This window comes from Helcococcus sp. KG196, assembly GCF_046035495.1.
GTDB lineage: Bacteria > Bacillota > Clostridia > Tissierellales > Peptoniphilaceae > Helcococcus > Helcococcus ovis.
Window position 1 is genome coordinate 179,734 of the sequence record NZ_JBFNFI010000001.1, and the last position, 22,337, is coordinate 202,070.

General features: G+C 26.5%; 26 protein-coding genes and 1 riboswitch. Of the genes, 7 read left to right on the forward strand and 19 right to left on the reverse strand.

All coding sequences use genetic code 11. The features are described from left to right. Positions 1-7 precede the first annotated feature (7 nt). Together map and ABGF45_RS00860 are read right to left on the reverse strand one after the other, a co-directional pair. The gene (gene map, locus ABGF45_RS00855; RefSeq protein WP_134711407.1) at positions 8-811 is read right to left on the reverse strand and encodes a type I methionyl aminopeptidase; all 804 of its coding nucleotides are present in this window, start codon (positions 809-811) and stop codon (positions 8-10) included. A 1-nt stretch (position 812) separates the two neighbouring features. Then, positions 813-1,727, reverse strand: a complete 915-nt coding sequence (locus ABGF45_RS00860) for a lipopolysaccharide assembly protein LapB (RefSeq protein WP_134743954.1) — start codon at positions 1,725-1,727, stop codon at positions 813-815. A gap of 105 nt (positions 1,728-1,832) precedes the next feature. Here ABGF45_RS00860 and ABGF45_RS00865 point away from each other — a divergent pair, with 105 nt between their 5' ends. The 3 genes from ABGF45_RS00865 to ABGF45_RS00875 all read left to right on the forward strand — a co-directional run bounded on the left by ABGF45_RS00865 (position 1,833) and on the right by ABGF45_RS00875 (position 3,738). After that, positions 1,833-2,663 (forward strand): phosphatase PAP2 family protein, encoded by an 831-nt coding sequence (locus tag ABGF45_RS00865; protein WP_134743956.1) that lies wholly within the window; start codon positions 1,833-1,835, stop codon positions 2,661-2,663. Between the two features lie 69 nt (positions 2,664-2,732). Then, positions 2,733-2,954 (forward strand): helix-turn-helix transcriptional regulator, encoded by a 222-nt coding sequence (locus ABGF45_RS00870; protein ID WP_134711404.1) that lies wholly within the window; start codon positions 2,733-2,735, stop codon positions 2,952-2,954. Then, entirely contained in the window at positions 2,938-3,738 is an 801-nt protein-coding gene (locus tag ABGF45_RS00875; RefSeq protein ID WP_167554124.1) for a DUF3169 family protein, read from the forward strand. The genes ABGF45_RS00870 and ABGF45_RS00875 overlap by 17 nt, the downstream gene beginning before the upstream one ends. Positions 3,739-3,970: 232 nt before the next feature. Here the strand turns inward: ABGF45_RS00875 and bcp are convergent, their stop codons facing one another. The 4 genes from bcp to ABGF45_RS00895 are packed head-to-tail and all read right to left on the reverse strand — an operon-like array spanning position 3,971 to position 7,274. Further along, on the reverse strand, positions 3,971-4,429 hold the full coding sequence (gene bcp / locus ABGF45_RS00880) for a thioredoxin-dependent thiol peroxidase (protein WP_134711402.1): 459 nt from the start codon (positions 4,427-4,429) through the stop codon (positions 3,971-3,973). A gap of 10 nt (positions 4,430-4,439) precedes the next feature. Then, positions 4,440-5,261: a Cof-type HAD-IIB family hydrolase gene (locus ABGF45_RS00885; protein WP_167604055.1), complete on the reverse strand. Its 822-nt coding sequence runs from the start codon at positions 5,259-5,261 to the stop codon at positions 4,440-4,442. A 10-nt stretch (positions 5,262-5,271) separates the two neighbouring features. After that, entirely contained in the window at positions 5,272-6,471 is a 1,200-nt protein-coding gene (locus tag ABGF45_RS00890) for a D-alanyl-D-alanine carboxypeptidase family protein (protein ID WP_408125246.1), read from the reverse strand. Beyond that, complete coding sequence (locus ABGF45_RS00895; RefSeq protein ID WP_167604053.1) at positions 6,468-7,274, reverse strand: aminoglycoside 6-adenylyltransferase; 807 nt, start codon at positions 7,272-7,274, stop codon at positions 6,468-6,470. Before ABGF45_RS00895 ends, ABGF45_RS00890 begins: the two co-directional genes overlap by 4 nt. A 117-nt stretch (positions 7,275-7,391) precedes the next feature. On the opposite strand from ABGF45_RS00895, the gene mscL reads away from it, so the two are divergent. Continuing rightward, positions 7,392-7,757 carry a large conductance mechanosensitive channel protein MscL gene (gene mscL / locus ABGF45_RS00900; protein WP_134711398.1) on the forward strand — a complete coding sequence of 122 codons (366 nt, stop codon included), beginning with the start codon at positions 7,392-7,394 and terminating at the stop codon, positions 7,755-7,757. Between the two features lie 92 nt (positions 7,758-7,849). On the opposite strand, the gene ABGF45_RS00905 is transcribed toward mscL, so the two are convergent. Genes ABGF45_RS00905 through ABGF45_RS00925 form a run of 5 tightly spaced genes read right to left on the reverse strand, consistent with a single transcriptional unit; the run spans position 7,850 to position 12,553 of the window. Next, complete coding sequence (locus ABGF45_RS00905) at positions 7,850-8,455, reverse strand: viroplasmin family protein (protein WP_134743962.1); 606 nt, start codon at positions 8,453-8,455, stop codon at positions 7,850-7,852. Further along, entirely contained in the window at positions 8,448-8,987 is a 540-nt protein-coding gene (locus ABGF45_RS00910) for a phosphatidylglycerophosphatase A (RefSeq protein WP_134711396.1), read from the reverse strand. Before ABGF45_RS00910 ends, ABGF45_RS00905 begins: the two co-directional genes overlap by 8 nt. 18 nt (positions 8,988-9,005) lie before the next feature. Continuing rightward, positions 9,006-10,280, reverse strand: coding sequence for a glucose-6-phosphate isomerase (locus ABGF45_RS00915; RefSeq protein ID WP_134743963.1), 1,275 nt, complete (start codon positions 10,278-10,280; stop codon positions 9,006-9,008). Positions 10,281-10,290: 10 nt separating this feature from the next. After that, positions 10,291-11,406, reverse strand: a complete 1,116-nt coding sequence (locus tag ABGF45_RS00920) for a PP2C family protein-serine/threonine phosphatase (RefSeq protein ID WP_134743964.1) — start codon at positions 11,404-11,406, stop codon at positions 10,291-10,293. A 1-nt stretch (position 11,407) separates the two neighbouring features. Then, positions 11,408-12,553: a class I SAM-dependent RNA methyltransferase gene (locus ABGF45_RS00925; RefSeq protein WP_408125247.1), complete on the reverse strand. Its 1,146-nt coding sequence runs from the start codon at positions 12,551-12,553 to the stop codon at positions 11,408-11,410. A 209-nt stretch (positions 12,554-12,762) separates the two neighbouring features. Here ABGF45_RS00925 and ABGF45_RS00930 point away from each other — a divergent pair, with 209 nt between their 5' ends. Continuing rightward, positions 12,763-14,067 (forward strand): NCS2 family permease, encoded by a 1,305-nt coding sequence (locus ABGF45_RS00930; RefSeq protein ID WP_134743966.1) that lies wholly within the window; start codon positions 12,763-12,765, stop codon positions 14,065-14,067. A 59-nt stretch (positions 14,068-14,126) separates the two neighbouring features. Then, on the forward strand, positions 14,127-15,431 hold the full coding sequence (locus ABGF45_RS00935; protein ID WP_134743967.1) for an NCS2 family permease: 1,305 nt from the start codon (positions 14,127-14,129) through the stop codon (positions 15,429-15,431). 361 nt (positions 15,432-15,792) lie between these two features. Here ABGF45_RS00935 and ABGF45_RS00940 read toward each other — a convergent pair whose 3' ends face one another. From ABGF45_RS00940 to ABGF45_RS00955, 4 genes are all read right to left on the reverse strand, one after another. Then, positions 15,793-16,422: a 50S ribosomal protein L25 gene (locus tag ABGF45_RS00940; protein ID WP_134743968.1), complete on the reverse strand. Its 630-nt coding sequence runs from the start codon at positions 16,420-16,422 to the stop codon at positions 15,793-15,795. 70 nt (positions 16,423-16,492) lie between these two features. Next, on the reverse strand, positions 16,493-17,641 hold the full coding sequence (locus ABGF45_RS00945) for a DUF1002 domain-containing protein (RefSeq protein WP_134743969.1): 1,149 nt from the start codon (positions 17,639-17,641) through the stop codon (positions 16,493-16,495). Between the two features lie 15 nt (positions 17,642-17,656). Next, positions 17,657-18,766 (reverse strand): PIN/TRAM domain-containing protein, encoded by a 1,110-nt coding sequence (locus ABGF45_RS00950; protein ID WP_134743970.1) that lies wholly within the window; start codon positions 18,764-18,766, stop codon positions 17,657-17,659. Beyond that, the gene (locus ABGF45_RS00955) at positions 18,763-19,251 is read right to left on the reverse strand and encodes a CarD family transcriptional regulator (RefSeq protein ID WP_134711387.1); all 489 of its coding nucleotides are present in this window, start codon (positions 19,249-19,251) and stop codon (positions 18,763-18,765) included. Before ABGF45_RS00955 ends, ABGF45_RS00950 begins: the two co-directional genes overlap by 4 nt. 181 nt (positions 19,252-19,432) lie before the next feature. Then, positions 19,433-19,518: riboswitch (TPP riboswitch) on the forward strand. 99 nt (positions 19,519-19,617) lie between these two features. On the opposite strand from ABGF45_RS00955, the gene thiT reads away from it, so the two are divergent. Then, positions 19,618-20,163, forward strand: a complete 546-nt coding sequence (gene thiT / locus ABGF45_RS00960) for an energy-coupled thiamine transporter ThiT (protein ID WP_134711386.1) — start codon at positions 19,618-19,620, stop codon at positions 20,161-20,163. Between the two features lie 77 nt (positions 20,164-20,240). Here the strand turns inward: thiT and ABGF45_RS00965 are convergent, their stop codons facing one another. The 4 genes from ABGF45_RS00965 to ABGF45_RS00980 form a co-directional block, all read right to left on the reverse strand. Continuing rightward, positions 20,241-20,945 carry an LrgB family protein gene (locus tag ABGF45_RS00965; protein WP_134743971.1) on the reverse strand — a complete coding sequence of 235 codons (705 nt, stop codon included), beginning with the start codon at positions 20,943-20,945 and terminating at the stop codon, positions 20,241-20,243. Further along, on the reverse strand, positions 20,942-21,295 hold the full coding sequence (locus tag ABGF45_RS00970; RefSeq protein WP_134711384.1) for a CidA/LrgA family protein: 354 nt from the start codon (positions 21,293-21,295) through the stop codon (positions 20,942-20,944). Before ABGF45_RS00970 ends, ABGF45_RS00965 begins: the two co-directional genes overlap by 4 nt. A 187-nt stretch (positions 21,296-21,482) precedes the next feature. Next, a complete protein-coding gene (locus ABGF45_RS00975; protein WP_134711383.1) occupies positions 21,483-21,851 on the reverse strand; it encodes a class II SORL domain-containing protein in 369 nt (122 codons plus the stop codon). A gap of 65 nt (positions 21,852-21,916) precedes the next feature. Beyond that, complete coding sequence (locus ABGF45_RS00980) at positions 21,917-22,330, reverse strand: hypothetical protein (protein ID WP_209021422.1); 414 nt, start codon at positions 22,328-22,330, stop codon at positions 21,917-21,919. Positions 22,331-22,337: the final 7 nt, after the last annotated feature.

The following is a 22,337-nucleotide window of genomic DNA, read 5'->3' on the forward strand; positions in this document are numbered from 1 at the left end:
AAATCTCCTAAAATTTATAATTCTTTATCCATTGTTTTTCTTCATCATTTAATTCATAATCATCCTGATTTGTTAGAATATCAGCCTTACCATCTCTAACTACAAATGTATGTTCAAATTGGCATGATTTTTTACCATCTCTCGTTCTTGCAGTCCATCCATCACTATCAATTTTCATCATCCAAGTACCTACATTTATCATAGGCTCAACAGTAATTACCATATTTTCCATAAGCCTTCTTCCTCGTCCGGATTTACCATAGTGAGGAACCTGTGGATCTTCATGCATTTCTTTTCCAATACCATGCCCAACAAAATCTCTAACTACTGAAAATCCTTCAGATTCAACATATGTTTGAATCGCATTTCCAATATCACCAATTCTATTTCCAGCTACAGCTTGTTCTATGCCTAAATACATACTATTTTTAGTAACTTCCATAAGTTTTTTATCTTCTTCCGAAATCTTTCCAATTGCATATGACCAACAAGAATCAGATAAATACCCATTATAATCAACAACATTATCAATTGATAAAATATCCCCTTCTTTTAAAACATCTTCTTTTTTAGGAAATCCATGACAAATAACATCATTTAATGAAGTACATAATGCGTAAGGAAATCCCTCATATCCTTTCTGTTTTGGAATAGCATTTTTAAATTTCATAAATGCTTCAGCAAAATCATTAACTTGCAATGTAGTAAGTCCCGGTCTTAAAATTTCTCTTATTGCTAAATGAGTTTTACAAAGTATTTCACCTGATTTTCTCATTCCTTCTATCTCTTCTTTTGTCTTAAGTGTAATCATATTAATCTCCAATTATTTTTATAAATATATCATTTTTTCTAATATTTTTAAAGTCTTCATCATTTTTTGCATATTCTGCAATATTATTATTAATCTCTACTGATTTTTTTAAGTCACTCATTGACTTTTCAAATTCATCTAGCTTTATATATGAACAAGCTCGATTATAATATAGATTCGCTAAATTATCAGCTGAATTATTTATCCCCTTAGTTAAAATATGTACTGACTCTTTGTACAATTTTTTTTCAATATATATTGCAGATAAATTTAAATAATTATTTCCATAATCACTATTTTTACTTATTGAAATCCTATAATTCTCAACTGCTTTTAGAAAATTTTTTAATCTTCCAAAAACAACTCCCTTATTAAAATATGCTCTAAAATATTGTGGATTTATCTCTAATGATTTATTAAGTGCATCCAGTGCTAAATCGAATTTATCAATGTTTTCATAAATTGCACCCATATTATTATATGCTATATAATCATCCGGCACTAATTCTATAGTTTTTTGATAGTAATAAATTGCTAGTTCATATTTTTTTTCAACATCATATAAATTAGCTAGAAAAAATAAAGCTCTATCATATTCCGGATCTTGAATAATACATTGCTTATAAAAGTATTCCGCTTTCTTATAATCTCTCAATTTTTCATAACTCATCGCAATCCCATACAAAACTTGTGCATTTGAATCGTTTAACTGATAAGCATCATTAAATTTTTTTAAGGAGTTATCATAATCCTCAAGTTCATCATAAATTATAGCTTGAGAATACAAAATATCAAGCAAATTATCTCCCTGAGCATAATTAGATGCCCGTTCAAATAAAGCAATAGATTTTTTTAAATATCCTTTATAATAATATTCTTCTGCAGTTTTTTTTAAATTAAAGCTTTTAATTTCCATACTTCCCTCATTAGTATATATTATATCAAAAAAGCGTTTTGTTATTAAAGTATTTTTGATAAAATAATTTATAAGTTATTAATAATAAATTATTAAGGAGAAATTTTGAAAAAATCAAGCAAAATTTTATTATCATTTTTAATATTAGGATTTATAGGTATCTTAATAGGATCATTTTATGACTTACAAATTAATAAATTACTTTATTCGAGAGGGAATCTTTATCCTGAAACACTTAAATTTTTAGGAGAATTTCCAATGATTATTATAATGACAACATCATCTTTAATCTATTTAAAATATTCTAATTTTAAAATAAATAGATTAGCTTATATTTTAATGTTATTATTTTTTATTTGTTTCCCAATTGTTTCAGCCTATGGAATTCCTAGATACTTCAACAATAAACAAATTTTATTAAGTATCTTTATTTACATATTTTATGTTTCATCATCTATTGTTTTATTTAAATTAATAAAAATTGAAGATAAAGAAAAATTGGTTAAATTTGTTCTTTTTACTGCAATTTCAATTTTTACAATTTTCATTATATTTGATTTTATGAAAAATATTTGGGGTAGACATAGGTTCTTTGACATGTATCAAAAAGGAGAATTTTCAACATTTACAAATTGGTGGATTTTAAATGGTAAACCATCATCTGATTTATTCAAATCATTTCCATCAGGTCATACAAGTGCGGCTGCTTCGAGCCTTATTTTAATTTATATACCTGAAATTTTTAATATTAATAAAAAATTAAATAGTTTTTTCATTATATTTCCAATTTTGTGGGCAATACTTGTAGGAATATCAAGAATATTTGATGGTGCTCATTTCCTTACTGACATTTCAATGGGATATATAATAGCTTCATCCGTAATTTATATAATTTATAAAAAACTATTTGACAAATATTGTTGTCAAATAGTATAATGGTTTTGACAACAATATTTGTCATTATTTTCGGCCGAAATAATAAATGATTTTTAGAAAGGAATAAATATGCCATTGTTTAATAATTTAAAAGAATACCGTTCAAAAATCGGTGTTAATCAAACAGAAATGGGCAAATTATGTGGAGTATCCAGGCAAACAATAAGTTTAATAGAGCGTGGAGATTATTCTCCTTCAGTATCTTTAGCATTAAAAATCGCTAAAATATGTAATACCACCGTAGAAAAAATTTTTATTTATGAGGAGGAAAATAATGAAAATCAAAAATAAAATACTAAAATTTATATTAATTTTCTTAATATCACTTTTAATTGGATTTTTAATAGGTTTTTCAATCGGTTATATAATCTACGGCTTAAAAATTAAATCAGAAATATTTATAAAATTTTCAAATTTAATGAATAAAATACCTGAAACAATTAAATCTTATGGATTTTATATTATTAGCATACTATTATCAATAGAGTTATTTTTAGGTGAACTATTTATATACAAAATAAAAATTTTAGGTAATGAAATAATAAAAGGAATTGAAGACGATAATGAAGCAGATATAAAAGAACTAAAACTTAGTAGATATGGTGCTATCTCAATAAGTATCATTTCTATTGTTTCAGTACTTATAATATTAATTTATGCAGTGTCTTATACAAATATTAATATAAAAACTATTAATTTAAGTGTATGGTTTTTATTATCTATAATATTTGTTATTTCATCATTTTACGAAGCTATTTATTTGATGAGATTTGTTAATCTTGTAATAAAAGTTTATCCCGACAGATACGGAGATCCTTCATCATTAAAATTTACAGAGCAATGGGTTGAATCTTGTGATGAAGCAGAAAAAGCAATAATATATAGAGCTGCATTTAAATCATATACTTTTATACAAAAATTGATTGAATTTTTATTAATAACTTTATTAATAACACATATAATATTTAATACCGGTATATTGCCAATAATTATATGCGGAATAATTAGTATATGTGCAAATTTAACATATCAAATTGAAGCATACAAATTATCAAAAAAGGGTAAAATTCAGTAAAGTGTTTATATCAAACAAGCTTAAAAATATTTAAATAATTTAATAAAACACGTCAAAAATCCCTAGATTTCAATATCTAGGGATTTTTGACGAAAACTTATGCTCCTTACGGACAAAATTGTATGCTTGATTTGACTTTCTTATTTTAAAAAATTTCCCAGCATTCTATAAACTATTTCCTAATTCTATAAACTATTTCCGAATTTTACAAAACAATATAAAAATAACTTTCTTATTTTCTCAGATAATCCAAAATTTCAAAAGGATTATCTTTTGCTTTTACTTTTCTGAAAATTTCTTTTATTTTGCCTTCTTCATCTATAATAAATGTATCTCTAGATGTTCCAAACACCAACTTCCCAAACATAGATTTCTCATCTAATGTTCCATATAATTCGTGTACTTCTTTTTCAGGATCAGACAACAAATCAAAATTTAGTCCATATTTTTCAATAAATTTAGTATGAGATGAAATCTTGTCTTTACTTATTCCGATAAGTTTAACATTCATCTTTTCTAACTCCTCATTTATATCTCTAAAACCACAAGCTTGACTTGTACATCCCGGTGTATTATCTTTCGGATAAAAATATAGAACAACTATTTGACCTCTAAAATCAGATAAATTTACAATTTTTCCCTCTTGATTCTCAAGACTAAATTCCGGTGCCTTATCTCCAATTTTTAACATATATTCCTCCTTAAATTAAATTATAATGCTTCATAGCATTGTATATTCCATTATCATGAATATCATCTGTAATGAAATCAGCTATTTTCTTTACAGGTTCAGAAGCATTTCCTACAGCAATCCCTATATTTGCTCCTCTTATCATTTCATAATCATTTAAACTATCTCCAAATGCAAAGGTTTCATTAATACTTGCATTTAAATAATTCATTACTTTTTCTATACCTGTTAACTTACTTATTCCTTTACTAATTAACTCAGCATATATATCATACTTCAATAAATAAAAATCTTTATCAATAAATTGTTCTAATTCAAAATAGCTTTCCGGACCATTTCCATATAATGTCATTTTGCTGATAGGTGTTCTATTACTAAAATATTCATCTATTGTAAATAGTTCCGGTATCCTGTAATCATAAGCTGAATGTTCATATTTAGTTTTATCTTTTATTGCTTTTCTCTTCAAATTTCTCTCATCATAAATATATCTAGCATCTTTATGTGAATATGTTTTTTCAACTCCTTCAAGCATAAATGGTATATCCATTTTGTCCAATTGATAAATAATATTATCTATTAAATGCTCCGGCATAATTTTATTGAAAATTACTTCATTTCCAACTTTTACATATCCTCCAGCTGCTGCAATTACTCCGTCAAAATTAAATGTATAAATTAATTGTGGTATTTCGCTATATGATCTACCTGTACATATAAATATCTTATGGCCATTATCTTTAGCTAATTTTAACGCTTCAATCGTAGATTTAGATATTCCTTCTGTATGACTTAATAATGTACCATCTATGTCAAAAAATAAATATTTCATCATTAACTCCTTATATAAATTGCATTAAATCATCAAAAAATGTTTTTATTTTACTAATTATATTTGAAATAAAACTCTCTTTAGATTTATATCCTTTATTAATTAAATTAATCTTTTTAATTTGTTTACCATTTTCAAAAAGTTTTATTTCACCTATAACTTGTCCATTTTCTAATGGTGCATAAATACCTTCTTTTATTTTATATTCCGAATCAATAATTGTTCCCTTTTTAATTATTTCTTTAAAATTTTCCGAGGGATAAAGATTAATATACTTATCTACTGAATTCGGAACATAAATTTCCGTTATGAATTTATCTTTATTAATTTCATCATTTAAATAGAAATTATTCAATGTAAAATCAATTAATTCATTTGTAGTGATTGCCCTCATCTCTTCCGAATCAGCACCTATAACTAAAGTAAAAATTTTAGTATTTATTTTTTTCTCGTTCTTTGATAAGTCAAATATTCCTGCAAAACAATATCCTGCTTCCTCTGTATATCCCGTCTTCAAACCTATTAATCCAGGCTGTTTATCTCTTAGCGGCAATGTAGATTTTCTAGAATATTTTCTTTCAGCAACATCTAATACAGCTATTTTTCCATATTCTTCAATTTCAGGATATTTTTTATATAAATGTTTTGATAATTTGAATAAATCATCTGCTGACATTTTATTAAAAATTTTCTTTTTATCTTTTTCAATCGTCAATCCTGTAGGATTAATAAAACTTGAATTTTTTAATTTTAATTCTTTTGCTTTATCATTCATTAATTTTGCAAATTTCTCTTCACTCCCGGCAAGATGAATAGCTAAAGCTGCTGTAGCATCATTCCCCGAAACAATCATGGAAGCTTTTAATAAATTTTCAACTGATACCTTTTCACCTTTTACTAAATCAAAAGAAGAATACCCCGGCATATTATATTTTGCAGAATTTTCTGTAATTGTAACAATATCTGTCATTTTTATTTTTCCATCTTTAATTGCATCTTTTAATACAAGTAAAGACATTATTTTAGACATTGATGCAATAGGTACTGCTTTGTCTATGTTTTTTTTGTATAATATTTTATCACTATTTACATCAACTATAAGCATAGATTTTATTTGTTTTTCGTATGTAAAATTCGCTGCATATGAAAATGGAACAAATGTAATAATTAATACAAACGTTAATATTAAACTTAAAAACCTTTTTTTCATTGTTCTTCCTTATAAATTTCTCTTAAAATATTCATTATTTTAACATCTTCTCTTTTAGGATATGTATATTTTAATTTTTCAGATATATATAGACCAATAGTTCTATACAACTGAGCAGATTTAAAAATTATTGTCCATATATCATCTCTTGAACTTTCCAAAACAATATACTCAAATTCATTAAATTTTTGTTCTTCTAAATAATCTCTAAGTCCATTTCCATATTGATTAACTATCACATGATTATTATATTTTAAAGATATATAACAATTTAACATATAAATTAAATTATCCAATAAATCATTCTTTAATAAACTTACTTTTATATAATTTTTTTTCTTATAACATAACGCTATTTCAGAAAGATTAAATAAAAATTGTATAATTTCCTCAATAAATTCATCCTCTTTAGGCATTATCCAATTACTATTTGATTTTTGCTCAGATAAATCTTTAAAAACTCTATCTTTATCAAAAACTATCATATTTTTTTCATTACCTGATAAATATTCAAATATATTATTATTGTTCACAAAAGTTAATTCTATGATATTTTTTGTATTATTAATAAACTTATAAGATATAACTTCATATTCATTCACAAAATAGTTATTAAGCTTACTAATCACAATATCATTTTCATTTGTAAAAACCTTAATATATAAATCTATTTTTTCAAAATCAGTCACACCGAAAACATATTTATATACTACTTCACTTTTAGAAGATATATTAACTAAACTTCTTATTTCTTCAATTTCATGTAATTTTTTTGAAATTACTGATATATTATTTTCTTTCATCAAAGCATACTCCTTTATCATATTTTATAATAATAATATGTCATAATCAACTTTTATGTTGACATTATGTGTATATATAAATATAATGGGTATAAAATATACAGAAAGGAGGAGAATATGTTAAAAGAATTTAAGGAATTTATAAATAAAGGTAATGTTTTAGGATTAGGAGTTGCTGTAGTCATGGCTGGTGCTTTTGGAGCAGTAGTTAAAGCTTTAGTAGATAACTTAATCATGCCTTTAGTAGGTGCTTTAACAGCAGGTATTGATTTTTCAAAATTACAAATTACGATAGCAGGCGTTACATTTATGATTGGTAATTTTATTAATGCAGTTATTACATTCTTTATAGTATCATTTGTGATGTTTGTAATAGTTAAAGCTTATAACAAAACTCAAAAACCAAAAGAAGAAGCTCCAGCAGCTCCTTCAAAAGAAGAAGTTTTATTAACTGAAATTAGAGATTTATTAAAAAATAAATAATTAAAATAGTTTTATCATAATAAAATAAAATTCCCATATAGCCACCTCCGCAGCTCCTTACGGAGCGAGGACTCGTGGCATCAATGGGAATTTTATTTTATACCAACCGCATTTTTCGCTAGTCTATCAGCTATGTCATTATATTTGTTATTTGAATGAGCTTTTACTTTTATAAATTCAATATCTATTAAAGAAGATTTTTCATCTATAAATTTTTTATAATCCTTTGTAAGTTGAATATTTGTTTTCCATTCTCCTATAGCCCATGCTCTTATACCCATATAATCGAAATGAATATATATCTTAGATTTTTTTAGTTCTATAGCTTTGTCTATAGCAGCCATTGAACCAAATACTTCGCCTGCTACATTACGTTGATTTTTTAATTCATCATCATAAATTACTTTATTAAAAGTAATTTCTTGATGGTTATCAAGCAAAATTACTCCATATCCAAATTCTCCGGTACTTATATTATAAGACCCGTCTACATAAGCTATTATCTCATTATCTTTAATTGAATCTTTTGAGATTTCTACTTTTTCAATATTTCCAACAAAATTTTGAGCTGCCTCTTTTGTTAAAAAGCTTTTATAAATTGCACCCTTAAATCCTATAACTTGTTTTGAACATTCGTCCCAAGTAGAAAAAACTCCCGTTTTTCTACCAACTCTAACTGCGTAATATTTCTTACTCATAATGCTTTTTATTTGGTTCTCTTAAACTATGGGCAATCCTTGAAGCTGCAGCTGCTGCTATAGCAGCAATTATATCATCTAAAAACGTATTTACAGCTCCAGCTTTTGCTTCGTCAACTTTTTTGATTATTCCGATTTTTTCTTTATCCAAATATCCAAAATTCGTTAATCCAATTGACCCATATAAATTTACAATGGATAAAGGAAGGATTTCATCTATTCCATATAAACCTTCATCTGACTTAATAACACTCAAAATAGGCTCTTCAATTAAATCTTTTTCTGCTAATTTATCTAATTGTATTCCTGTTAAAACCGCATTTACTACTTCTCTTTTTTCTAATACTTTATTAATTGAATATTTACAAAATTCAATAGACAAATCCTTTATATATGGACTTTGAAGTTTCATAACTATTTCTGCTATGTCATCAATAGTTACTCCTCTTTCTAAAAGTTCTTCCTTAGTTTTTTGAGTTAATTGTTCAATTGAATGCTTATATTGCGATTCTAAATTACTTTTTTTTCCCATAAATATTCTCTTTCTATATTAATATCCCGGTTTTTCTAACATCTTAAACATATTTGCTTTATATTTTTCTACTCCCGGTTGGTTAAATGGGTTGATTTCTAAAACGTATCCAGATACACCTATTGCATATTCAAAGAAGTAAATCATTTTTCCTAAATTGTATTCATCAATCTTTTCTAAGTGTAATACAATATTTGGTACATTACCATCAACATGAGCATCAACTGTAGCTTTTATTGCAACTTTATTTACTTCATCAACCGTCTTCCCTACTAAATAATTTAGTCCATCCAAATCATCTTCATCTGATTTAATGCTAATATCATATTTTGGTGTATCTACAGAAATTACTGTTTCAAAAATATTTCTTTTACCTTCTTGAATAATTTGTCCTAATGAATGTAAATCAGTTGTAAATATTACACTTGCAGGGAATAATGCTTTTCCATCTTTTCCTTCTGATTCACCTTCTAATTGTTTCCACCATTCATTGAAGAATTTTAATTTTGGTTCATATGCTACTAAAATTTCAATATCTTTTCCTTCTCTATATAACACATTTCTCATGGCAACATATTTCAACACATCATTTTCTTCAAATTCTTTATCTAAAACTTCTTCTCTATAATCAGCTGCCCCTTGCATTAGAGCATCAATGTCAATTCCTGCAACCGCAATTGGCAATAATCCTACAGCTGTTAAAACTGAGAATCTTCCTCCAACATTATCCGGCACAACAAAAGTTTCGTATCCCTTTTGTGTTGCTAATGTTTTTAATGCCCCCTTTTCCTTATCTGTTGTAGCAAAAATTCTACTTTTTGCTTCTTCTTCAGAATATTTTTCTTCCAATAATTCCTTAAAAATTCTAAATGCTATTGCCGGTTCTGTTGTTGTTCCGGATTTTGAGATTACATTAATTGAAAAATCCTTGTCCCTTAAATATTCCTTTAATTCTACGATTTCTGTAGAAGATAAATGATTACCAACAAATATTACTTCCGGTTTATTTTTTGCATAACTATTTGTTAATGCTGAAAGTACAGCTTGTGCACCTAAATATGATCCCCCAATCCCTATTGCTACTAATACATCAGAATTTTCTCTAATTCTTTTAGCAGCATTTTTTATTCTCTCAAATTCTTCTTTATCATAGTTAATTGGTAAATCTAACCATCCTAAGAAATCACTTCCCTCACCTTCACCTTCAACCAAAATTTGTTGAGCTCTTAATACCTCTTCTTTTATATCTTCAATTTTATTTTCTAAAACAGCTTTACTTAAATCAATTTTCATTTTATACTCCTTAAATTAACTCTAAATATAATATCGCAATATCATCAACTTGTTTATTGTATCTGAAAATTTCAACTTCATTTATAAGTTTTTTTACAAATTGTTTTTCATTGCGATTTTTTCTTATCCATTTTACTAATCTATCTTCCCCAAAAAATTCTCCAGAATAATTTGTAGTTTCCGTCAAACCATCTGTATATATTAATATTTTATCACCTTTGTTTAAATATAATTCTTTTTCATTAAATTTAACATTTTCAAATAAATTAGATATAAAATATCCACAATTTTGTAAAAATCCTAATCTTGAAGAATTAAATAAAATAGGTGCACAATTGTGTCCTGCATTAACATATTTTAATAATTTTTTATCAGTATCCATAACCATATATACAATTGTAAAATACTGACTAATATCCAAATTGAGCTGACTAAACATACTTTTCAATTCTTGTATAGTTTCTGAAGGACTTAAATTTTCATCTTCTTGAACTATGCTTCTCATTGACTGTCTTATAAACATAGTCATTATTGATGCAGAAATACCATGCCCAACAACGTCAGCAATGTATATACCAAACTTATTTTTAGTTATCTCTATAACATCAAATACATCTCCTGACAAATTATCAGAAGGAACGTGTGCAAATTGAAAAGAAATATTTTTATACTTTTTTTTCTTCGGAAGAATACTTTTTTGAATCTTCTTTGCCATTTGGATATCTTCATTAATTTTTCTATTGGCAATATATAATTGTTTTGTTGTATTTCTTTCAGAAGTTATATCTCTAAAAACTTCGATATATCCTTCTAAATCTCCAATATCATTATATATAGGGGATGCATTTATTGAATATAATTTACCATCAATATTTACTTCTCTTTTTAATAAATCTTTTCCTTGTTTTCTTTTTTCATATAATTCTAAAAAAAGTTGAGGCGATATTAATCTTCTTTTATTTTTAATAATAAGATTTTCTATTAAATCTCTCATTGATTTATTTTCAAAAAGAATTTCTCCATTATGGTCTCTAATTCTTACAAGATCTTCCATAGCATCCAAGAACCTAAAGTTTGCTCCTTGAACATATCTTGTAAAATTTTCTATTTTGGGCTCAAATTTCATTTTAGCCTCCCAATAAATCTAAAATACTAGGTCCATAGAATTGATAATAATTAACCTCTATCCGACCATTATATAACTTTCTTTTTTTATCTGATTTCATATTTATTTTGCGTTCAAAATCTCCATCAGATGTAATAAAATAAAATGATAGTGTAGTGTATTTTTTTGTGATTTTAGATATTGCATTATATATCTTTTCTAAATCCTTTTTTTCTCCAATTCTCTCCCCATATGGAGGATTAGAAATTACTGTGGCAAAATTATTTTGTAATCCCACATCTTTAACATCTTTTACTACAAATTTTATATATTCATCCACACCTGCATTTACTGCGTTTTCTTTTGCTATTTCTATAGCCTTTTTATCTATATCAAAACCTATAATTTTAACATCTTTATCATTTATTGAATTATACGCATTAATTTTTTCTTCTTTATAAATATTTTTATCAAAAAACTTCCAATTAATAAAATCAAAACTTCTTGATATTCCCGGAGCTATATTTTTTGCAATCAATGCTGCTTCTATAGGAATAGTGCCTGAACCACAAAACAAATCAATAAAATCACTTTTTTTATTCCAATTTGAAATTTGTATCAAAGCTGCAGCTAATGTTTCTTTCATAGGAGCTTCATTTTGCTTAGTTCTATATCCTCTTTTATGCAATCCTACTCCTGAAGTATCTAATCTAACTGTAGCAATATCATTCAAAATTGAAATACTTATTTTATACTCTTCATCTGTTTCATCAAACCATGATTTATCATATTTTTTTGACAATCTATTAATAATCGCCTTTTTAGTGATTGCCTGATTATCAGAAATAGAATACAATTTTGATTTTAAAGATTTTCCTAAAACAAGTATTTTACCATTTTCTGAAAGATAATTTTCCCAATCAAAGTTATTTACATTTTCATATATATCCTCAAATGTTAATGCTTTAAATTCTAAAAGTTTAATATAAACTCTCTCTGCTGATCTAAGCCATAAATTAGCTTTTACAATATCTCTTTGACTTCCAACAAATTCAATTTTACTATTTGAAACTTTTAAATCCTTGAATCCTAAAGCTTCACACTCTTTTTTAACTACTGATTCCAATCCAAATACAGTAGAGATGTAAATATTATAATTATCTATCATGAAAACCTCCTTTTTGATTATACCAAGAAATCATAAAATTGTTAATAAAAATATAAATATTATCTCACAAAAATCCTATCTACATATTATATATTCTATACTCAATAAATAAAAAACACACTATATATAGTTAATAATATTATTGACATTTTTTTTATTCTTGATAAAATAATTGTGTTAGATGTTACTGAAATAATTCGGAGGATTATGTGGAAAAGTTTTTTAAACTTAAAGAAAATGGTACGAATATCCGTACTGAAATAATCGCTGGTATCACTACATTCATGACAATGGCTTACATACTATTTGTAAACCCTGGCATGTTAAAAGAAACCGGGATGAATCAACAAGGAATATTTGTTGCAACAGCATTATCAGCAGCAGTTGCAAGTATTATAATGGGGCTTTTAGCAAAATATCCATTCGCATTAGCACCTGGTATGGGTCTTAATGCTTATTTTACATACACAATTGTATTAAAATATGGATATACTTGGAATGAAGCCCTATTTATTATTTTAATGGAAGGTATTATTTTTATTTTACTTTCAGCTGTAAAATTTAGGGAAGTAATCTTTAAATCAATTCCTGTAACATTAAAAAATTCAATTTCCGTTGGGATTGGGTTTTTTATTGCATTTCTAGGCTTCCAAAGTGCCGGTCTTGTAAAAGCAGGAAATGGGACATTGATTTCTGTAGGCGATATTTCTAGTCCAATTACTATTGTTGCAGTTTTAGGTATTTTAATCACAGCTATTTTAGTCGCAAGAAAAGTAAAAGGTGCTATTTTAATCGGTATTATCGCTACAACATTAATAGGAATTCCTTTTGGAATAACAAAAATACCTGCAAATTTCAGTCTTATAAGCATCCCTCATGGATTCCAAGAAGTTGCTTTTAAAATTGCAATACCTAAAAATATTTTAGAGCAATCATTTTGGATTTCATTATTTACATTGCTATTTTTAGATATGTTTGATACAGTTGGCTCACTAGCAGGTGTTGCTTCTAAAACAAATATGCTTGATGAAGATGGTAATTTACCAAGAGTTGAAAAAGCTCTTTTTGCAGATGCAATCGGTACAACATTAGGTGCTTTACTTGGTACTTCTACAGTTACAACATTTGTTGAATCATCAGCAGGTGTTGCCGAAGGTGGTAGAACAGGTTTAACAGCTATAGTAACAGGAATATTTTTCCTTTTATCAATTATTTTTAGTCCATTATTCTTACTTGTTCCTGCGGTTGCAACAGCTCCTGCACTAATTATTGTAGGATTTTTAATGACAAGTCCATTACTAAAAATTAATTGGGAAGATTTCACAGAAGGCATCCCTGCATTTATAACAATTGCAGCAATCCCTTTCACAGAATCAATTTCTGAAGGTATTGTATTTGGTGTGCTTTCATACACAATTATAAAAGTATTTTCAGGAAAATATAAAGAAATTAGTCCTCTTGTACTAGTATTATCAGGACTATTTTTATTAAGATATTTATTCTTAAATGCTTAATAAATTAAGGGTGATTTTATCATCCTTATTTTTATATATATTTTATTAAGGAGAAATTTATGGAAAAATTTTTTAAACTAAAAGAAAATAAAACAAATTTTAAAACAGAGTTTATCGCCGGACTTACAACTTTTATGACGATGGCATACATCTTATTCTTAAATCCGGATATGTTATCTAAAACAGGTATGGATTTTAATGGTGTATTCATCGCAACTGCTATTTCGGCAGGTGTAGCAACAATAATCATGGGATTATTCGCAAAATACCCTTTTGCTCTAGCACCGGGAATTGGTCTTTCAGCATATTTCACATATACTGTTTGCTTAAAATATGGATTTAAATGGCAAGAGGCATTATTTATAATTTTACTTGAAGGTATTATCTTTATTTTACTTTCATTCTTCAAAATAAGAGAAACAATTTTTAATTCTATCCCTAGAGATTTAAAAGAATCTATTTCAGTAGGAATTGGATTTTTCATCGCTCTTATAGGTTTTAACAATGCCGGCATTATAACAGGTGAAGGTGCAACAATACTTTCACTGGGAAAAATTACCCAATCATCAACATTACTTGCAATGCTAGGAATAATTATCACAGCAGTATTAGTAGCTAAAAATGTAAAAGGTTCTATTCTATTAGGCATTATTATAACTACAATAATTGGAATTCCAATGGGTGTTACTAAAATTCCTTCAGATTTCACATTTTTTAAAATCCCATCAGGACTGGAAAATGTGGCATTTAAGGTGCAACTCCCTTCAAATATATTAAACGCATCACTAATGATTTCAATATTTACATTCCTATTTGTCGATATGTTTGACACAGTTGGAACACTTGCAGGTGTAGCATCAAAAACAAATTCTTTAGATAAAAACGGAAATTTACCAAGAGCCGGCAAAGCTCTTTTGTCAGATGCCATCGGCACAACTTTAGGAGCATTACTTGGTACATCAACAGTTACAACATTCGTTGAATCTTCTGCCGGTGTCGCAGCAGGTGGACGTACAGGACTAACATCAGTCATTACAGGGTGCTTTTTCCTTATATCTCTATTTTTAAGCCCACTATTCCTATTGGTGCCTTCATCAGCAACTGCTCCAGCTCTTATCATAGTAGGAATATTTATGTCAACTGCAGTAAAAAAAATAAATTGGGATGATTTTACAGTTGCAATTCCTGCATTTATAACAATAGCAGCAATGCCATTCACATATTCAATTGCAGAGGGAATCGTTTTCGGTATTATTTCATATACTATAGTAAATATTGCTACAGGACAACATAAAAAAGTTAGTCCACTATTATATGTATTGACATTTATATTTATATTGAGATACATGTTTTTACCACTTTAATATTTATATATAAGGTAAAAGTTTTAGTAATAATGTTATATCCAAATATGGTAAAAATATATTAACATAATTATAATATGATATTTTATATTAATTAGTATAAAATAAGCCCCGGTGAGATAAGACGATTTTAGTTTTATCTCACTTTTTTAGTTTTTCAATACATTTAAATCAATTTAACAAATAAATTTATGAGATATTTTTGAATTACATTATTCAATCATAATTTTACCTTGCACTTGCAAGAGATAAAAATAAAAAAGAACTAGAAATTTTACTCTCTAATTCTCTCAATATGTTACTTTAATTTTTCACCAACAATATTTATTTAATACTGATATTAAATAAATAACAGTTAATTTTATTCTTCTTTTTGTTTACCAATTACTTCAACATCAGCTGCTGAAACTTCTACATCATCTTCAATAACTTCTTCTTGAGGTTCTAATAATGTACATACAACTTCTTCTAAATCTGTTAAAATTGTAATATTTTCATCATTTACAATAGATAAGTCTTTAACATAAAATACATCATTGTATTCCATATTTTCAACATCTAATATTACTTCTGATGGCATGTTTTTTGGTAATGTTTCAATCTCTATTTCTTCTAATTGTTGCATCAACACTGATGGTTGAAGTCTGATTTCATCCCTATTTAATAATACAACCGGAACTGAAACTCTTAATGTTTCATTCATATTAACACCTAAAAAGTCAACGTGTAAATATTGATTTTTAAATGGGTGTCTTTGGAAATCTTTGATTAAAACATTTTTTTCTTCTCCATTTACAACTAAAGTTATAATTGTTGAAGTACCTGCTTCTGTTATAACTTTATCCAACTCTTTTGCTACAACTTGTAAATTAATGTTTTCTTTTTCTCTTTGATATAATTGTGCTGGCACTAATTCTTCTCTTCTTAGTTTTCTAGAAACTCCGGTTCCTTTTCCTTCTCTTAGCTCAGCATTTAATTTTAATTCGCTCATTATGCCTCCTATTTAATAATTAATATCAATCGCTTTGATATTATACCATATTTTTGCTAATTATCCTAATTTAAAATAAACTTTTTAATGAATTAACCAATGATTTGAAAAAATTTCCAATACCATTTAATACTCTTGATAAAAATCCGACCCCATCATTAGAAATATTTTTCTTAACACCATCTATCATTTCTGTTAACTTCTTTGTATTCAAATTATCTTTAACAGAGTTTAACGCATTTTCAAATTGTTCTGAATCTAAAGCATTTTTAACGCCGTCTGCTATTTTTTTTAAATTTTCTTTTGTAAGATTATCTTTGACATTATTTAAAAAATTCTTTCCTTCTTCAGTATTTAAGAATTTTTTAGCGTTGTCCAATTCTTTATTTGCTATATTTGGTATATTCTTCACTAAATTATTTAATTGCTCTTGAACCACATTTATATTTAAATTATCAATATTAATAAAATCCTTAAAATACAATGTTAAATTTTCAATATTTACATTATTTATAATTTGATTTAAATCACCATTTTTCACAGAATTTTCAACAATATTTTTTATTTTTTCATTAGATAAATCTTTTCCGGATTTTTTTTCTTCTAATAACTTTTGTTTTACGTCAACAACAACTTTATTTAGTTTATCTTTAGAAAAACCCTTTTTCCCTTTATGTTCATCTGAAACTTTATTTACAACTTCAATTTCTTTATTTGCAACTTTTGTTTTTTGCCTATCTATTGCAATCCCTGATTGTTCAAAAACTTTATATACTCCAGCTAAAGCTGATTCTCCTGTAACAGCAGTTATAGCAGCAACCTTTATATCTACATTTTCTAATCCGGCCGTAATTGCAGCATTTGAATACTGAATAGATGTAACTTTTTGTATTGAAAGTGGTGTTGTGACTTCTACAGTTATATTTTTATTATTATTTTTTTTTACATAAACTGATGAAATCATTTCATCATCAGTTGATTGTATTCCCAAATATTTCGAAGTATCTATTCCTTTTATAGGTACTTGAGTAATATTTAAATCCCTAATTCCTAATAATTTTGCAGTATCTTCTACTTCTTTTTTATTTAATCCTGCACCATATCCATATACTTCATCAGGCATAGAAGCCGCATGTGCTGTAAATATAGTACTTACAATCCCTACTAACATTAATATAGCTAGTACTAATGCTATAAATCTAATTACTCCTTTTTTCAAATTATCCTCCCTAAATTAACTATTTATAATTTTAGTAAATATCATTTTTCCGGCAGCTGTTTGTAAAACTGTTGAAACTACAACTTCAACTTGTTGTCCAATTAAGCCTTTCCCTTCTTCTACAACTATCATGGTTCCATCATCCAAATATGCCAATCCTTGATTTTTTTCTTTACCTTCTTTTATAATATTTATAATCATTTTTTCTCCAGGTAAAACAACGGTCTTTACAGAATTAGCTAAATCATTAATATTTAACACTTTAATATTTTGTATTACTGCCAATTTGTTTAAATTAAAGTCATTAGTTAAAACAGATGCTCCTGTTTCATTAGCATATTTCAATAATTTAATATCCACTTCTTTTGTGTCCTCATAATTTTTCGCTGTTGTTCTAAAGTTTATTTTTTTAGAATTTCTAAGATCATTTACAATATCCAGTCCTCTTCTTCCACGTTCTCTTTTTAAGTCATCTGCCGAATCAGCTATTAATTGTAATTCTTGAAGCACAAAATTAGGTACTATTAAATCTCCTTCTATAAATCCCGTTTCAACAATTTGTTTAATTCTACCATCAATTAAAACAGATGTATCTACAACTTTATCGGAAACAATTGTTTGTAAACTTTTTGACTTTTTTGATAAATATCTTTTTTCAAAATCTTCACTTGAATTTTTTCTCTTAAATAATTTCAAAATATCATCTTTATATTTTAATGAAAATCTATACCCTAAACTTGCAAATGTTAAATAAATTATTATTGCTACAATTATTTTTATAATTTCAAATATCCCTGTTAATGCTAACATTGAAATCGGTAAACTTAATAAAAACGCAATAATAATTCCAAAAATAATTCCAACAAAACCAATTATCAATGCTTCCTTAGGTTCTTTAATAAGTAGCCCTTCTAATCTATCAAACATTTTTTCCATTTTAGTTATAAAATAAGGTGTTATTAAATAAAATAAAATAGTCATCAAAACTATGAGTATACCATTAAAAGAATACTTCACAAAATTATTATTAAAAACAAACATATTTTCTAATAATAATTTAGAAATACCATATCCTAGAGGAATACCTAGAAGTGATATGACTATTCTAATAATTTTTTTTATCATATATTCTCCTGTTCTAAAGTAATTGCATCATCTATCATTGCCATAGCTTCTTCTTTAGTCATAGATCCAACTATCACCAGCTCAGATACCATAACTCTCTTAGCATTTATTAACATTTTATTTTCAGATGCAGATAATCCCTTTTTTTGACTCAAAATACTTAAATTTCTAACAATATCAGCTATTTCAAATATATTTCCTGTCTTTATATGTTCTAGATTATCTCTAAATCTCTTTCCCCAATTTTGAGACATTTCAGTAACATCAGATCTTAATATTTCCATTACAGCTTTTCCTTCTTCTTTTGTAATTACAGGGCGAATTTTTTCACTTTCTGTAACCGGAACTGAAATAGTAATATCATTAATAGGAAACCTTAAAATATAAAACATTTCTGTATTACCTAAAATTTCAATTTCTTGAATATCTTCAATTGTACCTGCTCCGTGTATAGAATAAACTATTTTGTCACCAATATTATACATGATACCCTCCTTATATAAATTATACTACTTTAATCAAATAATGTAAATTTAGATAATATCGTGTATCAATTTAAATTTTAGTTTATAAATATGTTTAAAATATGAGTTTTATATTACCTTTTTGTAAAATTTGATATCTATATATCAAATTTGATTATATAAAAATTATAAGCTATAATAAAATCGTCACTAGGGGCGCATTAAGCTGAGAAGTACCCTTGACCTGATCTATATAATGATAGCGTAGGAAAGTGAAGTAAAAGCAAATATTATAAGCATTTATTTAAAACTACCTAACCCATTGGTAGTTTTTTTTGTTAGTTTTTTTATTTGTAAATCTTCCATTCAAATTTAATAGGAGAAAAAATGAATAAAAACAAATTTTTTAATACTCAAATGATTGTTGAAGCTGGCATAATGTTAGCTTTATCAGTTATTTTAGCACAATTTAAGCTATATAAAATGCCTCAAGGAGGCAGCATTTCATTAAAATTATTACCCCTAATGATTTTTGCTATCAGATGGGGAGCCCCAGCAGGAATGATTGTTGGTGCAATATTTGGTGTAATAACACTCATTATAAAACCTGAAATAGTTCATCCTATTCAAGTAATTTTAGATTATCCATTACCAAGTTCATTAATGGGTATTGCAGGTTTAACATATCTAAATAATAAATCTGAATTTAAGGGATATATACCATTTATAATTTTGTCATATTTACTGAGATTAGTTGTACATTTTCTTTCCGGAATAATATATTTTGCACAATATACCCCTAAAGGGATGTCGCCTGTATATTATTCGTTTATATATAATATAACCTACTTAGGCCCGGAATTACTAATATTCCTTGTTTTTATGGGATTATTCTGGAAATATTTAACAACTATACTAAAAAAACAAATGTAATTAATTTTATATAGATCAAAAAAGGGGCTTTTGCAAAATAATTTTTTAATTATTCGCAAAAGCCCCTTTTAGTTTCTCTATTTAAATATACTTATAAAAATCGGAATTAATATTACTGATATAAATCCTGCTAAAGCAATAGAAAGACCACTCATAGCTCCTTCTACTTCTCCCATTTGTATAGCTTTTGATGTGCCTACAGCATGAGAGGCAGTACCTAACCCTATTCCTTTTGCAACTCTATCTCTTATTCTAAATACCTTAAATACAAATGGTGAAATAACCGCTCCTATTATACCAGTAAGAATTATTGCAAAAACCGTTATAGAAGCAATACCTCCAAATTCTTCAGAAATTGAAACACCTATAGCTGTGGTTAAGGATTTAGGCACTAAAGAAATCCTTAAATCTCCTTCCAAACCAACAAGCTTAGTCATTAAAAACACAGAAACAATAGCTGTTATAACCCCGGCTATTACTCCTATAAATATTGCTAAAAAATTTCTTTTTAGCAAATCTAAATTTTTATATAAATTAACTACTAAGGCAATTGTAGATGGACCAATTAAAAATGTAATGTAAATACCACCTTTGTTATAATCATTATATTTTATACCTAAAATCAATAAAAATAAAACAACAACTGTTGAAGTAACTAACAAAGGATTTAATATTGCTATTTTAGTTTTTTCACTAATTTTTAATGCTATAATATAAATTCCTACCGTTATAAATATCCCAAAAGCAGGTAATTTAGAAAAAGATTGTACTAAATCCATCATTTTATACCTCCAATTTTTTGTACCATTTCAACTACTTTTGCAGTTACCCCCATAGTTATAAATGTTGTAACAAATAAAATTAATAATATTTTTAATAAATTTGGACCTAATAAATCAAATTTAGTCATTAAAGATACAGAAAGAGGAACAAATAATAATCCTAAATGAGCTAATAACATATCAGATGTATCTTCAACATCTTTAACCTTCACAATTTTCAAAATTAATAATACAGTTAAAACTAACATACCATATACAACATCAGGAATAGGCACCGGGACAATTCCCCTAATAATTCCTCCCAAAAACATACAAGTAAAAATAATAAATATTCCTTTTAAATTTTTCATAATTTCTCCTAATAAAAAACAATACTTTTATTATTCTACTAGCATTTTAAAATAATATCAAAGTTTTTTAATATATTATTTATCTTATGTATCAAGTTGAATTATTAAATTTAACCTCTAAATAAATAAAAAATAATCCCTTTTAAATCCTAAAAGACTTAAAAGGGTGTAAATTCGATACGTTTTATTATCCTAAAACTAATTCAGCTTCATTTTCCCACAATCCGTGAATATTACAATAACTTTGTGCTAATAATTTACCATTTTTTTCCGCCTTAAATGCTACTACAGCTTGAGGATCTGTTAATGAATTTCCCTCTCCATGAGCTGTAAAGTTTACATCAGCAACTTGAACAGGTAATTTAGCTCCCTCTGGTAAATAATATAATTTAATCCAACCGATGTGGTGTTCAAAAGTATTTGGATGAGCAATTTCTTCACCAACTCTTACTTTCACCATTACTTCATTTTTATCTGATGATAAAACCATAATTGATGGAACGTGTTTTTCACCTTTCCAATCTCCAACTTGAACTGTATCTTTTAAATATTCCATTTAATTTCCTCCCTTAATTTGATACATCTCCATTATACAACAAAATAAAATATTTTACCTTAATATTATTTAATCAATTCTATTTCATATATGTCATCCAATTTAATTTTTATATCATTTTCAAAATATAAAATCTTATGAGTTTTATCTATTCTTTTTATATTTAATATTTTTTTAATATATTTTCCCCCAGATTTCAACTTATCTTTTTCAAAATAAACTACTCTAATTTTAGGATTTAAATTTATTTTTTTAAGTATTTTTTGTAAATTATAATCTAATAAATTTTTATAGTTTTCATAAAAAAATTTTTTTTCTTGAGTATTTCGTACCGTTTCTTGAATTGCTTTATCGTGACCAGATAATGCTGCAAAAGGTGAAAATTGAGCAGCTCTTTCATAAGCACTCATTTTATTCATCTTAAATACCGGTCTTTCTATATTAATAATATCCGAATAATCATGTATATTTTTTTTCATAATATAT

Coding starts and splice junctions, on each gene's coding strand:
- map (WP_134711407.1), bottom strand. CDS start 811: ATGATTACACTTAAGACAAAAGAAGAGATAGAAGGAATGAGAAAATCA.
- ABGF45_RS00860 (WP_134743954.1), bottom strand. CDS start 1,727: ATGGAAATTAAAAGCTTTAATTTAAAAAAAACTGCAGAAGAATATTAT.
- ABGF45_RS00870 (WP_134711404.1), top strand. CDS start 2,733: ATGCCATTGTTTAATAATTTAAAAGAATACCGTTCAAAAATCGGTGTT.
- ABGF45_RS00875 (WP_167554124.1), top strand. CDS start 2,938: ATGAAAATCAAAAATAAAATACTAAAATTTATATTAATTTTCTTAATA.
- bcp (WP_134711402.1), bottom strand. CDS start 4,429: ATGTTAAAAATTGGAGATAAGGCACCGGAATTTAGTCTTGAGAATCAA.
- ABGF45_RS00885 (WP_167604055.1), bottom strand. CDS start 5,261: ATGAAATATTTATTTTTTGACATAGATGGTACATTATTAAGTCATACA.
- ABGF45_RS00890 (WP_408125246.1), bottom strand. CDS start 6,471: ATGAAAAAAAGGTTTTTAAGTTTAATATTAACGTTTGTATTAATTATT.
- ABGF45_RS00895 (WP_167604053.1), bottom strand. CDS start 7,274: ATGAAAGAAAATAATATATCAGTAATTTCAAAAAAATTACATGAAATT.
- mscL (WP_134711398.1), top strand. CDS start 7,392: ATGTTAAAAGAATTTAAGGAATTTATAAATAAAGGTAATGTTTTAGGA.
- ABGF45_RS00905 (WP_134743962.1), bottom strand. CDS start 8,455: ATGAGTAAGAAATATTACGCAGTTAGAGTTGGTAGAAAAACGGGAGTT.
- ABGF45_RS00910 (WP_134711396.1), bottom strand. CDS start 8,987: ATGGGAAAAAAAAGTAATTTAGAATCGCAATATAAGCATTCAATTGAA.
- ABGF45_RS00915 (WP_134743963.1), bottom strand. CDS start 10,280: ATGAAAATTGATTTAAGTAAAGCTGTTTTAGAAAATAAAATTGAAGAT.
- ABGF45_RS00920 (WP_134743964.1), bottom strand. CDS start 11,406: ATGAAATTTGAGCCCAAAATAGAAAATTTTACAAGATATGTTCAAGGA.
- ABGF45_RS00925 (WP_408125247.1), bottom strand. CDS start 12,553: ATGATAGATAATTATAATATTTACATCTCTACTGTATTTGGATTGGAA.
- ABGF45_RS00935 (WP_134743967.1), top strand. CDS start 14,127: ATGGAAAAATTTTTTAAACTAAAAGAAAATAAAACAAATTTTAAAACA.
- ABGF45_RS00940 (WP_134743968.1), bottom strand. CDS start 16,422: ATGAGCGAATTAAAATTAAATGCTGAGCTAAGAGAAGGAAAAGGAACC.
- ABGF45_RS00950 (WP_134743970.1), bottom strand. CDS start 18,766: ATGATAAAAAAAATTATTAGAATAGTCATATCACTTCTAGGTATTCCT.
- ABGF45_RS00955 (WP_134711387.1), bottom strand. CDS start 19,251: ATGTATAATATTGGTGACAAAATAGTTTATTCTATACACGGAGCAGGT.
- thiT (WP_134711386.1), top strand. CDS start 19,618: ATGAATAAAAACAAATTTTTTAATACTCAAATGATTGTTGAAGCTGGC.
- ABGF45_RS00965 (WP_134743971.1), bottom strand. CDS start 20,945: ATGATGGATTTAGTACAATCTTTTTCTAAATTACCTGCTTTTGGGATA.
- ABGF45_RS00970 (WP_134711384.1), bottom strand. CDS start 21,295: ATGAAAAATTTAAAAGGAATATTTATTATTTTTACTTGTATGTTTTTG.
- ABGF45_RS00975 (WP_134711383.1), bottom strand. CDS start 21,851: ATGGAATATTTAAAAGATACAGTTCAAGTTGGAGATTGGAAAGGTGAA.
- ABGF45_RS00980 (WP_209021422.1), bottom strand. CDS start 22,330: ATGAAAAAAAATATACATGATTATTCGGATATTATTAATATAGAAAGA.